Consider the following 14,149-nt stretch of genomic DNA (forward strand, 5'->3'; position numbering starts at 1 on the left):
GGAAATGGCTGATATTATTGTTGATAAAGGCTGTTTTCGCATATATTGTTGCTTTCGGAAAAATCCTAAGTGCCGGATTCTCCCCCTGTATTCAAAGGTTTTACACCCGAAAAACAACGAGCTGCTCTTTTCTTTCCTGTTTACCGGGGATTTTACGGCGATTCACCAGGATATTTTTGGAAATTCATATTGAATATCAACAAAGTTTAAGAAAAGAGCCTTGATGAAAAACTTTTCAGTAAACAAAAGCAGCCCTACCGGAATCGGTGCGGGCTGCTTTACAAGTGTTACTCTTGGACCGGAACGACTGCTCCGCCCCACTCTTCGAGGATGAAGTCCTGAATTTCTTTTGAACGAAGCACTTCGACAAGGGCCTTGACTGCTTCTTTGTCTTCGTCACCGCTGTTCACAGCAATAACATTCACATATGGAGAATCCTTATCTTCGATGGCAATTGAATCTTCAAGAGGATTTAACCCTGAGTCAATCGCATAGTTGGAGTTGATAAGTACTGCGTCGCCTTCTTCGCTTTCATATAATTGAGGAAGAAGAGCTGCTTCATATTCATAATCGAATTGAAGGTTTTTTGGATTTTCAGCGATATCTTCAAGTGTTGCTTCCGTCTTCTCAACGCCCTCTTTAAGAGTGATCAAGCCCTGTGCTTCCAATAATGTAAGGATACGGCCGTGATCGGCAACAGAGTTACTCATAAGGATTGTTGCACCTTCAGGAAGTTCTTCAAGAGAATCATACTTTTTTGAGTACACACCGATTGGCTCAATGTGAATGCCGCCTGCATTTACAAAGTCGTATCCCTGTTCGGCAATTTGTGACTCAAGATACGGGATGTGCTGAAAGTAGTTCGCATCGATTTCGCCGCTTTCCAAATCCTTGTTTGGAAGGACGTAATCCTGGTACGTTTCGATATTCAACTCATACCCTTTTTCTTCAAGAAGAGGCTGGGCTTTTTCAAGGATTTCTGCATGGGGAATGTTAGAAGCCCCGACCGTGATTTCCTTTGTTTCCCCACCATCAGCCTGGCCGCCTTCATCTGATGTGCCGCATGCTCCCAATGTAAGAATGCTTGCTGCTGTAAATAAACCTGCGATTAATTTTTTCATGACATTTCCTTCTTTCTTTAATGTAATTATCTTTTATCAGTTACTTTCGTCAATATGTCACCTATTATTTGAATAATGAAGACGATGATCAGTATGATGATCGTTGCCGCCAGTGTGACATCGTCCCTGCTTCGCTGGAAACCGTCCAAATAGGCAAGGTTTCCAAGACCGCCTGCTCCAATGACACCCGCCATGGCTGTAAAGCCGACAAGGGCGATGGCTGTTACAGTAATACCAGAAATCAATGCCGGCATTGATTCAGGAAGCAGGACCTTCCAGATGATTGTTGAAGTTTTTGCTCCCATTGATTTTGCAGCTTCGATGACACCCTTATTCACTTCCCTGAGTGCTATTTCAACCATCCTCGCATAGAAAGGTGCAGCCCCGATGATAAGGGCGGGAAGTGCGGCGTTGGCTCCCCTGATCGTCCCAAGAAGAAACTTGGTGAATGGTATCAGGAGGACAATCAGAATGATGAATGGGATTGAACGAAACACATTGACGACTGCACTTGTTACGGCATAAACTGCCTTGTTTTCCCAAATATTGTTGGGAGATGTTAAAAATAATAAAAGGCCGAGAATGATTCCTAGCACTAGAGTTATCGCCACCGACATCCCTGTCATATACAGGGTCTCAAGCGTCGCTTCCCACATTTTTTCACCGTCAACGTTCGGAAAGAGGGCTTCAATCATGATTAATCACCTCAATCCCAACCGGTTGTGTTTTCAAAAAGCCGACAGCTTTTTCCTCTTCAGTGCCTGTCAAGTGAATAAATAATGTGCCATATGATCCTTCCTGCGTCTGAGAAATGCTTCCCTGAATGATATTGGCATTGATGTCGTAATTCTTGATCAAGCTCGTAATAAGAGGCTGTTCTGTCTGTTCACCCACAAAAGTAAGCTTGACTATCTTCCCTTCCGGATAGTGAGAAACGAGATTTTCAATTGCTTCCTTCGTGTTCCCAGTTTCGGAAACTTCACCTACAAAGCGCTGAGTGATTTTCTGTTGAGGATTCCTGAACACTTCAAGCACTTTTCCAAGTTCTACAACCTTCCCATCTTCCATCACCGCCACCCGATGACAGATTTTCTGAATCACTTTCATCTCATGGGTGATCAGAACAATCGTAAGGCCCAAGCGCTCATTTATATCAACCAGAAGATCTAGAATGGAATCAGTGGTCTCCGGATCAAGAGCGGAAGTCGCCTCGTCACATAAGAGGACTTTTGGATTATTGGCTAGTGCCCGGGCAATCCCGACACGCTGCTTTTGTCCGCCGCTCAATTGTGAAGGATAAGCATCCTCACGCCCTTTCAAACCGACCAGGTCGATTAATTCATCGACTCTCTTATTCCGTTCTTCCTTCGAAACCTTGGTGATCTCGAGAGGGAATGCAATATTCTTCCTGACTGTCCTCGACCATAACAGGTTGAAATGCTGGAAGATCATCGAAATTTCATGGCGCGCACTTCTAAGTTTTTGCCCTTTGACTTGTGAAACAATATGTCCGTTAACATCGATGGTTCCTTCACTCGGAATTTCAAGACCGTTCAACATCCTGATCAGGGTGCTCTTCCCCGCACCACTGTAGCCGATCACGCCGAAGATTTCTCCATCATTTATCGTCAGGTTCACATCATCCACTGCTGATATGGCACCATTTTTACTGTTAAATATCTTGCTTACCTTCGAAATACTTATCATTTTACCTCACCTCTCTCATACTAAACCTATTAGATTAGTAGGTTTTAGTGCCGTTGTTTAAACAATGCTGTACTATTATTTACTATAGAATCATTCCTAAACATCTTCTGAGGAATGACTTCTTCAAAATAAAAATGCCTTCCTGCAATGAGCAGAAAGGCATGAAAATTTATCATTCACCTTTCTCTCATCTTCCAAAGCAATAAAAGCTTTGTGTGAATTGGCACCATTTCAACATAATTGACGGTTGCCGGGCTTCGCAGGGCACATCCCTCCACCTCTCTCGATAAGAGCAAGAAACTCGCTTTATTTAATTAATCCTTTAAAGGATAAAAGTAATCTTTACTTCTGAATGTGATTTTACATGGGTTTTAATATACTGTCAACAATTTTCTCAAAGAATTTTTCTCCCTTATATCACTACTGGTTCTGCTTCATGGATCCTGCATAAGGTCAGTACGGATTCAACGAACAATAGCCCCCTGTACGTTCCGGTTACAGCTATATCCTCCCTCCCCAATAGAATCGAAAGCTTTTCTTTCCCATCAAGCAGGGTGCAGATTTGTTCAGGGTTTCCCTTCACTATAAAGTCGGATTCGCAATCTGTCTCATTAATCATGTCAATTTCATTATGTTTCCCAAAAGATACCCTCTTCTTCTCGACCCCATTATCAAAAGCGACTATGAAAGGTATATCCGGCATCAATGCTTTCAAATGGTATCTCATTTTGCATTCTTCAAGCATCCTATAGATCTCTTTTTCCAATCGCTCATCCCCTTAACCAAGTCTCTTGTATACTATTTCCACCTCGTGGGTAGAAATCCTCTTGGAACTCCTCGACAACTTCTGAAGGGGATTGAGTAATGGTGTCGATTTGAAAGACAGGGAAGATAAAAAAGAAAATTTCCCGAGAAATATGTAAAAGAAGGGCATTAAAAGAGGCAGTTTCTGCATAAATTGTTTCATCAAAACTCCACAAGCAGGATCTTCCCGGGGTCCAGGGGCATCATCTTGTTTAATAGGAATTTCAAATGGAGTAAGTTAAACAGCAAAAATTCAAGAAAAGAACCAAAAAAAGTGCCGATTCCTAAACTGAATCAGCACCGATCAGGTCATTCATCTGTTCATGTAAAAACGGAACAGAATGGAATGCGTATATTTTTTTCATTAGTGTTCCTTTTTTAAAAAGAAGCAGGCAAGGTACACTTTCCACTGAATGCTCATCTGCGATAGAAGGGATATAATTCAGATCGGCTTTCATAAAGTGAAAGGCAGGAAACAATTTTTCCGTTACATCGACCATTCTACCGGCAACCATACATGTGCCGCACATAGGAGTATAAAGATATAACGCCGTGTGTTCCTGTGCCTCTATTTCATTTTTCATTTGCTTTAATGATAAACGGTTCTTCATCAAATCAGTTACGTCCTTCTTTCAAGAAATTGTGTATGGACATCTATGTTGGCTGCAATCAGCACGGAAGCAAGATGGTATTCCGGAGCAGCTGCCACCTCTTTGTACATGCGGTCGATATACAGATGTTCTGCCTCAGGAAATTCCCTTTTAAATAATTTCCTGAGCTTCTCCCCGCTTTCATCCGCATCTACAAGAATATAGACTTCCCTGTTGAACAATTCATCCACCAGCTCATCCAGCTTCGTGATGCTGATCGTCCCGTTGGTGCAAATGATGTCAACAGGTTCCTTCACAACTTCTTTCACTTTTCTCTTATCCGTGGTCCCCTCAACGATAATGACCTTATCTTCAAACATCTCCATTGAATCATCTCTTTTCGCAACTAGGGTAGCTCGAGTGACCTCTATTTATAGAGCTGTACATTATATTCATTGTCTCGCTTTTTGCGTCCGATTGCAAAGAAAAACTCTTTAAAAAAGGCTTTCCTGACAAGATTGCTCCGCATTAAAAATGTTCAGCACTTTCTTTGGAATGGAGGGGAATATCCCAAAGAAAGAGAAAGCTCTGCTACGCCGGTCTACATGTTTTCCCGGACGTTTCTTGGAATTCCTTTTTAAAATCCAGCCAAAAATGATACAGAAAAAGAGTAGAATCATCTACCCTTTTTTCAGCACCAGCCGCCTTCATCACAATCTGTATAACGTGGTTCAGCATCATCAGGTGTCATATAATTTTGAATGATTTTGTTTCCGGATGCTTCAAAATTCGGTTCCAATTGCAGGTTCTCTGCGGAATCAGGAATATCCATTTTCCCTACAAGCTGATCATCAAGATACAAATGAAGCTGACCTTCCACCAATTTTCCATTGACACGCTGTGTTACATCCAGCTTTTTAGGCTTAAGCATTACAAGTCCCCCTTATGCAAGTATGTATTTCTATCTTGCCCAAAAAACAAAACAAAACCCTCCGGTAAAGCTGGAGGGTTTTGTAAATATTAGTCTTCTTTAATCATTTCATCATATTTCTCAGAAGTCATCAGCTTGTCCACTTCTGAAGCATCTGAAAGCTCAACCGTCACCATCCATGCCTTTTCATATGGTGATTCATTGACGAATTCAGGGCTGTCATCAAGGTCACCGTTGACCTCAACCACTTTCCCGCTGACCGGGGCATATAATTCAGAAACGGTCTTAACAGATTCAACGCTTCCGAATGGCTCGCCTGCAGTGATTTCGTCTCCTTCTTCAGGAAGTTCAACGAATACAATATCCCCTAGTTCTGATTGGGCAAAGTCAGTGATGCCGATTCGTACTTTTTCCCCTTCAACTTTTACCCACTCATGTTCTTCAGAATAACGAAGTTCTTTTGGTGTGCTCATTCCTATCCCTCCATTGCTATATTCACATCAATATTGACATAATTACTACTCTAAAAGCAAGAAAACCTTGCCAAAAATTTATTTCCACGTGTCCTCGAACGTTTCTTCCTTGAATCCCAATGTCACCTTCGACCCTTCAGCAGATAACGGACGCTTGATCAGCATCCCGTCACTTGCCAGGATATCGAGCAATTCCTCATCGGAAGAATCGTTGACTTTGTCTTTTAATCCAAGTTCACGATATTTCTTGCCGCTTGTGTTGAAAAACTTCTTCAGCGGCAGCCCGCTCTTTTCATAAAAGTCTTTCAGCTCCTCTTTTGATGGAGGGTTTTCAACAATATGTATTTCATTAAAGTCTCTTCTGTTTTCCTCAAGCCACTTTTTCGCTTTTCGGCATGTTCCACATTTCGGATATGAATAAAATTGGATTGTCATATCTTCACCACCCTTCCATAAAATCATTCGCGGCCACCAATAACTAATTTCGACAGTATCACTTAAAATCCTGCAAATGGCAGCAGGATTTTAAGTGAAAACCTGTTATCAAATGGCTGTTTTCGCATATATTGTTGCTTTCGGAAAAATCCCTGATGCCGGATTTTCCCCTGTATTCAAAGGTTTTACTCTCGAAAAAGAACGAGCAGCTCTTTTCTTCCCTGCTCACCGGGATTTTTACGGAGGTTTTCCAGGACTTTATTAGAAATTTATAGTGAATAGCAACAAAGTTTACGAAATCAGCCTATCATATACAAGTATTTTCAACTGTATCAATCAGTTCCTTTAATTCTCCGACAGCCTGGTCGAGTGCAAGGGAATAAAATCGTTGAGTTCCTTTCTGGACAGTTGTCACCAGATGCTGGTCCCTGAGGATTTTCAAATGATGAGACACAGCAGGCCGGGACAAAGTCAGATTGTCTGTAATTTCATTAACAGTCAACGGCTCCTTCTCTGCCAGAAGAAGGATGATGTCCTGTCTGTAAGGATCACTCAATGCTTGAAATAAAGGAATACATTTACGGAATGTATCCATAGCTTTTTGACCCAATTTAGCATTCCTTCCCTCTTTATGATCTTACTCATATTATATACGTTCTTGCACCTTGCGGACAATGGAAGGCACCATTTTTCTCGGCATAAACCGGACAGAACTCGCCAGCATTTTATTTTTGAAACCCGGGATAATGACGGTTTTGTTTGTTTCCAGCAAAGAATTTACAGCCTGTTCCACCACTTCATCCGCCTTCATTACCCCGCTTTGGAACAGCTTGGACTGGCTAAGCTCCGCTGTACTGCTGAAGCCTGTTTCTGTAGCGCCTGGACATAATGCAGCCACTTTGACACCATTGCCTTCCCACTCATTAGCCAATGCTTCTGATAGAGAAAGCACATATGCTTTTGTAGCGTAGTAAACAGCCATCAAAGGTCCAGGCTGGAATGCAGCCGTTGAGGCTACATTCAAAATCTTACCGCTTTTTCTGGATACCATATCTTTTCCAAAATACTTAGTAAGTTCAGTCAAGGCAGTGATATTGACTTCAATCATGTCCAGTTCCTTCTGCATCTCAGTTTCTTCAAATTCCCCAAATAATCCAAACCCTGCATTGTTGATTAAAATGTCGGCTGTCACGCCCAAAGAAGCAACTGTCTCATACAGTTTCATAGCTGAGCCAGATTGGGATAGATCAAGCGGAACTGTATAGGCTTTAATCCCATAGCTTGATTCGAGTTGCTGTGCCAATTCCTTTAACTTATTTTCACTTCTTGCAGTTAAAACAATATCAAATTTACGCTTTGCGAATTGTTTGGCAAACTCTGCGCCTAATCCGCTTGATGCCCCTGTAATTATAACTGCTTTATTTTCCATTTATCGTCACCTCTTATTAAATGTTTAAACGTTTAAACATATAATAATATATTATTCACCATAGTGCAAGTTTCGGAGGCGGGATTTTTTCCGGATTGTGGCAGCATCTGAAACCGGGGCTGATGGGGCATCCATTTTCTCGTTCAAAGGAGATGTTGTAGGAGCATTTCGTTTTTCGTGGCAGGTTGGTTTGTCGCATTTCGATTAAGACTTGTCGTTTATCAACCGTTTGATGTCAAATATCTACCCCTCTTGGTCGTATATCAACAATCTAATGTCAAATATCGACCAATCAACCATACGCAGCGAAAACGCAAAGAAACCGGCCTCCCATAAGAAGACCGGTTTCAGTTCAATTACAGGACATAACGCTCTGCTTCAATCAGCTTCTCAGACGCTTCCCGTTTAACCGCAATAATATTCAACGGTGTGTAGCGGGTGAACTTACGAAGGGCTGAAAGCATCATTCTCAATGAATCACCTGTCTCAGCAGCCACCAATGTTTCCTTGGCATGTGCTTCGATTTCATTGAAAGCTTCCTGACAGAAGATTTGAGTATACAAAAGTTTCTGTTTCGATTTGTCCACGCCGTCTTTAGCGATGGCTTTTTCTGTACGAAGAACGGCCGATTCCATTGCATAAGCATTGGAGATGATATCCGCAATGTTTACAAGGATCTCCTGTTCTTTTTCAAGTGCTTTGCCATATTTCTGTGCAGCCAGGCCGGCAATCAACAAGCCGATCTTCTTCGCATTTTTAACAAGATATTTTTCCTGCTCAAGAGGTGCATCGCCAACTTCTTCCGGCATAAGCATCATTAGTTCTTCCTGAAGTGCCTGCGCTTTCTGGAATAGCGGCAGTTCGCCTTTTAGCGCTTTACGCACATATGTGCCTGGCACCAACAGGCGGTTGATTTCATTTGTTCCTTCGAAAATACGGTTGATGCGGGAGTCGCGGTACATTCTTTCAATTTCATACTCCTGCATGAATCCGTAACCGCCGTGGATTTGAACACCTTCGTCGACGATATAATCAAGTGTTTCTGTTGCAAAAACTTTATTCAACGAACATTCGATTGCATATTCTGCAATTGATTTAGCAACCTCTGTTCCGTTTTTGATTTCTTCATCCGTCAATTGGCTCATACGGTCTTCAAAAAGGCCGACTGTGCGGTAGACGGAGCTTTCCGTGGCATAAAGCTTGGAAGCCATCGTAGCAAACTTTTCTTTCGTTAAGTTGAAAGAAGAAATCGGCGTCTTGAACTGCTGGCGCTGGTTTGCGTATTTGATTGTTACATCCATTGCGCGCTTGCTTCCGCCGACAGCTCCTACTCCCAGCTTGTAGCGTCCGATATTCAAGATATTGAAAGCAATGATATGGCCTTTTCCTGCTTCACCAAGGAGGTTTTCAACCGGAACCTCTGCATCTTCCAGAATCAATGTACGAGTGGAAGAACTCTTGATCCCCATTTTCTTTTCTTCAGCACCTGTGGACACACCTGGATATTCACGCTCAACGATAAAAGCAGAGAACTGCTCGCCATCTATTTTTGCGTAAACAACAAATACATCTGCAAAGCCTGCATTTGTAATCCACTGCTTTTCACCGTTCAATACGTAATGGGTGCCTGCTTCATTCAGCTTGGCTGTCGTTCTGGCACCAAGGGCGTCAGAACCGGAGCCTGGCTCAGTCAGGGCATAGGCTGCGATTTTTTCGCCAGTCGCCAATGCTGGAAGATATTTTTGTTTTTGGTCTTCGTTACCGAATAATACGATTGGAAGAGACCCGATTCCTACGTGTGCTCCGTGGGAAATGGAGAATCCGCCGGCAGTGGACATTTTTTCCGCGATAAGAGCAGAGCTTACCTTATCCAAGCCGAGCCCGCCGTATTCTTCTGGAACGTCTGCTCCAAGGAGGCCAAGGTCGCCTGCGCTTTTCAATAGTTTTACTGAACGGTCAAATTCATGATTTTCCAAATGCTCCACCTGTGGAACAACTTCTTTTACTACATAATCTTCTGTTGTTTTGGCAATCATTTTCTGTTCATCTGAAAAATCTTCCGGTGTGAACACATTTTCGTATGAGACATCCTCGATAATGAAGCTGCCGCCTTTTACCAACTTATCTGTTTGATTTGTCATCTGTTTTTCCTCCCTTAGTTAAATTAACAGTTATTGAAAACCGAAGGCCCGGGCTCGAGCCTCCGAAAAATTAACCAATCAGTTCAAATACTCCGGCAGCACCCATTCCGCCGCCGATACACATTGTGACGACACCGAATTGGACATTGCGTCTCTTCATTTCATGAACTAAAGAAAGCGTCAATTTTGTTCCTGAACAGCCCAGCGGGTGTCCCAGTGCAATGGCACCGCCGTTGACGTTCACGATCTCTTCATTCAAGCCAAGCTGGCGGATGACCTGCAGGGACTGGGAAGCAAAGGCTTCATTCAGCTCAAACAGCCCGATATCCTCAAGTTGCAGTCCAGCCATTTTTAAGGCCTTTGGAATGGCTTCTACCGGACCGACACCCATGATTTCCGGCGGCACGCCTGCTACTGCGAAAGAATGAAATTTCGCCATTGGTGCCAAACCAAGTGAATTGGCTTTTTCACGGTCCATGACCATTACTGCGGCAGCTCCGTCACTTGTTTGCGATGAGTTTCCTGCTGTTACCGAACCTTTAACATTAAAAGCAGGGCGCAGCTTGGAAAGGATCTCCTGAGTCGTTCCTGGCCTTACCCCTTCATCTGTCGTGAAGGAGACATTCTTTTCAACAACCTTGTTCTGGTCGTTTACTGAACGAAGTACGACATCAACTGGAACGATTTCATCCTGGAACTTTCCTTCTTCAATGGCTTTCGCTGCTTTTTGGTGGCTTCTTACCGCAAAGGCATCCTGATCTTCCCTTGAAATGCCAAACTTCTTCGCCACTTCCTCCGCTGTATGCCCCATGCTCATGTAATATTGCGGAGCCGTTTCAGCCAGTCTGGCGTTAGGGCGGACCACATGCCCCATCATCGGGACAAGGCTCATGGATTCCGCACCGCCGGCAATGGCTGTATCTGAATGGCCGAGCATGATCTTTTCAGATGCGTAGGCAATGGACTGCAGTCCAGAAGAACAATACCGGTTGATCGTGATGGCAGGTACATCGTGCGGGAGTCCTGCCAATCCGCCGATATTCCGCGCCATATTCAAACCTTGTTCCGCTTCCGGCATGGCACAGCCGATAATTAAATCATCTATATTTCCTTCATAGTTCCCTGCCCTTTTCAATGTTTCTTTTACGACCAGCGCTCCCAGATCATCGGGTCTGACCGTTGCCAGTGTCCCTTTGTTCGCTCTTCCGACCGGTGTACGGGCGCCGGCTACTATTACCGCTTCTCGCATGTTTCTCCCCCATTTCTAGTAAAAAATCTCATTATGATTAGTTGCGCAGCGGCTTTCCTTTTACGAGCATATGCTGCATGCGCTGCTGTGATTTTGGCTGTGCGACAAGGCTGAGGAACGCTTCCCTCTCAAGGTCGAGCAGGTACTGCTCATCAACTTTTGTACCGAACGGAAGCTTGCCTCCAGAAATGACATTTGCCAATTTCTTCGCGATTACGAGGTCATGTTCGGAAATATATCCAGAGTGATACATTGCCTGAGCTCCAAGGATCAGTGCTGCATATCCAGTTTCACCGACAACCGGAACCTTTCTCCTGACTGGAGGAGTGTAGCCGCTTTCGCTTAGGGCCAGTGCCGCCTGCTTCGCGTCATACAGCAGGTGATCGCCATTTGCACTCACACCATCTGAATCGGAAAGGAAGTTATTGTCCCTCGCTTCATCTCCTGAAGTCGACACTTTAGCCATCGCAATCGTTTCGAATACTTTATTGGCCACCTTTTGCAGATCAAAATCGATTCCCTCAGGCATCATATCGAGGTGCTTAATATATAACTCTTTGTTTCCGCCGCCTCCTGGAATCAGGCCGACACCGGCTTCTACAAGTCCCATGTACGTTTCCATGGAAGCCTGGATATGGGCTGCCGGAAGACATACTTCAGAACCGCCGCCAAGCGTCATTCCGAACGGAGCCGCAACAACAGGCTTTTTGCTGTATTTGATATTCATCATCGCCTGCTGGAATTGGCGGACAACCATATCCACTTCAAAGATATTGTCATCCTGGGCTTCCATGAGGATCATCGCCAGGTTTGCTCCAACACAGAAGTTTTTGCCCTGGTTCCCAATGACAAGCCCTTTGAAATTCTTTTCCACTTCCGTGACAGAGTAATTGATCATCTGGACGACATCCAAACCGATTGAATTATTCGGTGAGTGGAACTCCAGAAGTGCAACGCCATCCCCGATATCGATCAAGCTTGCACCCGAGTTCTTCTTGATCACTTTCCCTTGTTTCTTCAGAAGCTTCAAATCTATCACTTTAGGATTTCTATCGATTTGTTTGTATTCACCATTAAGGTAGAAATACTGCTCACCGTCTACTTCCTTATAAAAAGATGTATGGCCGGCTCCAAGCATTTCCGAGATCCACGCCGGGACTTCCCTGCCTTCTTCCTTCATCTTGCTGACTGATTTCTCAACCCCGATGCTGTCCCATGTTTCAAATGGTCCTTGCTGCCAGCCAAAGCCCCATTTCATTGCCTGGTCAATCGATACGATATCATCCGCAATGGACCCAAGCAGTTCTCCAGAATAAAGAAGGACCGGAGAAAGGATATTCCATAAGAATGCACCTGCTTTGTCATCTGCATATACAAGCGCTTTCATTTTGTTCGGCAGTCCTTTTTCCTGCTTGCTTAATTCAGTGGATGTGGTTTTCATTTTTTTACGAGGGCCATATTCGAGAGTTTCTGTATCAAGTTCAAGGATTTCCTTGCCTTGTTTCAAATAAAAGCCTTGGCCGCTCTTTGATCCAAGCCACCCGTTATCAAGCATTTTCTCCATGAAAGCAGGGATTTCAAAAACCTTCTTTTCTGTTCCTTCTACCTGGTCATAAACGTTCTTTGCAACGTGCGCAAAAGTATCAAGCCCCACGACATCCAGGGTACGGAATGTTGCACTCTTTGGACGGCCGATTACCGGACCTGTGATGGAATCGACTTCACCGACACTTACACCGCTTTTCAGCATTTCCTGCAGTGTTACCAGCAGACCGTATGTCCCGATTCGATTAGCAATGAAGTTTGGTGTATCTTTTGCTAGAACCACACCTTTTCCAAGTACATCCTCACCAAACGATTTAATGAATGACAGCACTTCAGGATCTGTTTTTTCGGTTGGAATCACTTCAAGCAGCTTCAAGTAACGAGGCGGATTGAAGAAGTGCGTCCCCAGGAAATGCTTCTGAAAGTCCTCAGATCGGCCCTCTGACATGGCTTCAATTGAAATGCCTGATGTATTCGAGCTGATGATGCTTCCTTGTTTTCTATGTTTCTCCACATTTTCAAAAACCTTTTTCTTGATGTCCAGGTTTTCAACGACCACTTCAATGATCCAGTCACATTCGCTTAACTTTTCCATGTCATCTTCAAAGTTTCCTGCTTCGATCAAAGCAAGGTTCTTCTTAGAAGTAAGCGGTGCCGGCTTTTGCTTCAGCAGTTTTTTTAAAGCTCCTTCACTCATGCGGTTGCGGACAGCTTTGTCTTCCAATGAAAGTCCTTTTGCTTTTTCTTCGTCTGTTAATTCCCCCGGTACTATATCCAGCAGCAGGGCAGGTATACCGATATTTGCCAGGTGGGCTGCAATGCCCGACCCCATGACACCCGATCCCAGTACTGCTGCTTTTTGAATTTTACGAGCCAATATTTCTTCCCCCTTTGTATAACTTGAATGAACACTCATTCATTTTTCCTTCAAAAAAATATCGCGAATGAGTTTTGTTACTTCTAATAATATAAGATTTTACCAAAGACTGCAATATCTTAAAGTTTAAAAAATGATAAATTTTCTAAAAATAATCTTTTTATCTCTTTAGGAAAATCTATAAATGGAGGTGATATTCATGGCCAAAAGAAAGAAAAACCCATCTAAAGCAGGAATCAGCGCAGCAAGCGTAAAAGGTGACGCCGGCCCGACAGTCGAGCACGACGGCGGCGGAAAAGTAAACAGCCAAAATAATCAATATAAGAAATAAAAAGCGGATGCGCCCTGATCAGACCCGACAGGCAAATGTTCCGAAGAGAAAAAAGGCGCTCTTTCCTTTTATTCTCTTCGGGTTATTTGACCCCGAGGGGCTGGGCGCTGGAGCTGGATTGATAAAAAGCGGATGCGCCCTGATCAGACCCGACAGGCATAAGACGAGACGGCGGGAAGGTTGCTCTCTAACCTTCTTGACGGATTGGCTTATGACCCCGAGGGTCTGGGCGCTGCAGCTGGACTGATAAAAAGCGGATGCGCCCTGATCAGACCCGACAGGCATAAGACGAGACGGCGGGAAGGTTGCTCTCTAACCTTCTTGACAGATTGGCTTATGACCCCGAGGGTCTGGGCGCTGCAGCTGGACTGATAAAAAGCGGATGCGCCCTGATCAGACCCGACAGGCAAATGTTCCGAAGAGAAAAAAGGCGCTCTTTCCTTTTATTCTCTTCGGGTTATTTGACCCCGAGGGGCTGGGCGCTGGAGCTGGATTGATAAAAAGCGGACGCGGCCG

Annotated in this window: 16 protein-coding genes and 1 riboswitch; of the genes, 2 read left to right on the forward strand and 14 right to left on the reverse strand. The window is 44.0% G+C overall.

All coding sequences use genetic code 11. The features are described 5' to 3' along the window. Positions 1 to 287: 287 nt before the first annotated feature. The 9 genes from D3H55_RS00600 to D3H55_RS00645 all read right to left on the reverse strand — a co-directional run bounded on the left by D3H55_RS00600 (position 288) and on the right by D3H55_RS00645 (position 6,061). Positions 288 to 1,121 carry a MetQ/NlpA family ABC transporter substrate-binding protein gene (locus D3H55_RS00600; protein ID WP_119544868.1) on the reverse strand — a complete coding sequence of 278 codons (834 nt, stop codon included), beginning with the start codon at positions 1,119 to 1,121 and terminating at the stop codon, positions 288 to 290. A 26-nt stretch (positions 1,122 to 1,147) separates the two neighbouring features. After that, a complete protein-coding gene (locus D3H55_RS00605; RefSeq protein WP_119544869.1) occupies positions 1,148 to 1,816 on the reverse strand; it encodes a methionine ABC transporter permease in 669 nt (222 codons plus the stop codon). Further along, positions 1,809 to 2,828, reverse strand: coding sequence for a methionine ABC transporter ATP-binding protein (locus tag D3H55_RS00610; protein WP_119544870.1), 1,020 nt, complete (start codon positions 2,826 to 2,828; stop codon positions 1,809 to 1,811). The genes D3H55_RS00605 and D3H55_RS00610 overlap by 8 nt, the downstream gene beginning before the upstream one ends. Positions 2,829 to 3,012: 184 nt before the next feature. Beyond that, positions 3,013 to 3,121: riboswitch (SAM riboswitch) on the reverse strand. A 119-nt stretch (positions 3,122 to 3,240) separates the two neighbouring features. Beyond that, entirely contained in the window at positions 3,241 to 3,594 is a 354-nt protein-coding gene (locus D3H55_RS00615; RefSeq protein WP_119544871.1) for a hypothetical protein, read from the reverse strand. Positions 3,595 to 3,916: 322 nt separating this feature from the next. Beyond that, positions 3,917 to 4,216, reverse strand: coding sequence for a thioredoxin family protein (locus tag D3H55_RS00625; RefSeq protein WP_240628443.1), 300 nt, complete (start codon positions 4,214 to 4,216; stop codon positions 3,917 to 3,919). 35 nt (positions 4,217 to 4,251) lie between these two features. Then, positions 4,252 to 4,608, reverse strand: coding sequence for a toprim domain-containing protein (locus tag D3H55_RS00630; RefSeq protein WP_119544873.1), 357 nt, complete (start codon positions 4,606 to 4,608; stop codon positions 4,252 to 4,254). Positions 4,609 to 4,913: 305 nt separating this feature from the next. Beyond that, positions 4,914 to 5,153 carry a DUF2553 family protein gene (locus D3H55_RS00635; protein WP_119544874.1) on the reverse strand — a complete coding sequence of 80 codons (240 nt, stop codon included), beginning with the start codon at positions 5,151 to 5,153 and terminating at the stop codon, positions 4,914 to 4,916. Between the two features lie 89 nt (positions 5,154 to 5,242). Continuing rightward, on the reverse strand, positions 5,243 to 5,626 hold the full coding sequence (gene gcvH, locus D3H55_RS00640) for a glycine cleavage system protein GcvH (protein ID WP_119544875.1): 384 nt from the start codon (positions 5,624 to 5,626) through the stop codon (positions 5,243 to 5,245). A 78-nt stretch (positions 5,627 to 5,704) separates the two neighbouring features. Next, positions 5,705 to 6,061: an arsenate reductase family protein gene (locus D3H55_RS00645; RefSeq protein ID WP_119545171.1), complete on the reverse strand. Its 357-nt coding sequence runs from the start codon at positions 6,059 to 6,061 to the stop codon at positions 5,705 to 5,707. Between the two features lie 112 nt (positions 6,062 to 6,173). Here D3H55_RS00645 and D3H55_RS23935 point away from each other — a divergent pair, with 112 nt between their 5' ends. Beyond that, positions 6,174 to 6,326 (forward strand): hypothetical protein, encoded by a 153-nt coding sequence (locus D3H55_RS23935; RefSeq protein WP_168412911.1) that lies wholly within the window; start codon positions 6,174 to 6,176, stop codon positions 6,324 to 6,326. A gap of 42 nt (positions 6,327 to 6,368) precedes the next feature. Here D3H55_RS23935 and D3H55_RS00650 read toward each other — a convergent pair whose 3' ends face one another. The 5 genes from D3H55_RS00650 to D3H55_RS00670 form a co-directional block, all read right to left on the reverse strand. Next, a complete protein-coding gene (locus tag D3H55_RS00650) occupies positions 6,369 to 6,671 on the reverse strand; it encodes an ArsR/SmtB family transcription factor (protein ID WP_119544876.1) in 303 nt (100 codons plus the stop codon). Positions 6,672 to 6,707: 36 nt separating this feature from the next. After that, positions 6,708 to 7,490, reverse strand: coding sequence for an SDR family NAD(P)-dependent oxidoreductase (locus D3H55_RS00655; RefSeq protein WP_119544877.1), 783 nt, complete (start codon positions 7,488 to 7,490; stop codon positions 6,708 to 6,710). Positions 7,491 to 7,846: 356 nt separating this feature from the next. Next, a complete protein-coding gene (locus D3H55_RS00660; RefSeq protein WP_119544878.1) occupies positions 7,847 to 9,631 on the reverse strand; it encodes an acyl-CoA dehydrogenase FadE in 1,785 nt (594 codons plus the stop codon). Between the two features lie 70 nt (positions 9,632 to 9,701). Next, positions 9,702 to 10,880: an acetyl-CoA C-acetyltransferase gene (locus D3H55_RS00665; protein ID WP_119544879.1), complete on the reverse strand. Its 1,179-nt coding sequence runs from the start codon at positions 10,878 to 10,880 to the stop codon at positions 9,702 to 9,704. Between the two features lie 37 nt (positions 10,881 to 10,917). Beyond that, positions 10,918 to 13,302: a 3-hydroxyacyl-CoA dehydrogenase/enoyl-CoA hydratase family protein gene (locus D3H55_RS00670; protein WP_119545172.1), complete on the reverse strand. Its 2,385-nt coding sequence runs from the start codon at positions 13,300 to 13,302 to the stop codon at positions 10,918 to 10,920. A gap of 199 nt (positions 13,303 to 13,501) precedes the next feature. Between D3H55_RS00670 and D3H55_RS00675 the strand changes: the two genes are divergently transcribed. Further along, positions 13,502 to 13,633: a YuzL family protein gene (locus tag D3H55_RS00675; RefSeq protein ID WP_119544880.1), complete on the forward strand. Its 132-nt coding sequence runs from the start codon at positions 13,502 to 13,504 to the stop codon at positions 13,631 to 13,633. Positions 13,634 to 14,149 lie beyond the last annotated feature (516 nt).

It is taken from the genome of Bacillus salacetis (assembly GCF_003581585.1).
Classification (GTDB): domain Bacteria; phylum Bacillota; class Bacilli; order Bacillales; family Bacillaceae_B; genus Rossellomorea; species Rossellomorea salacetis.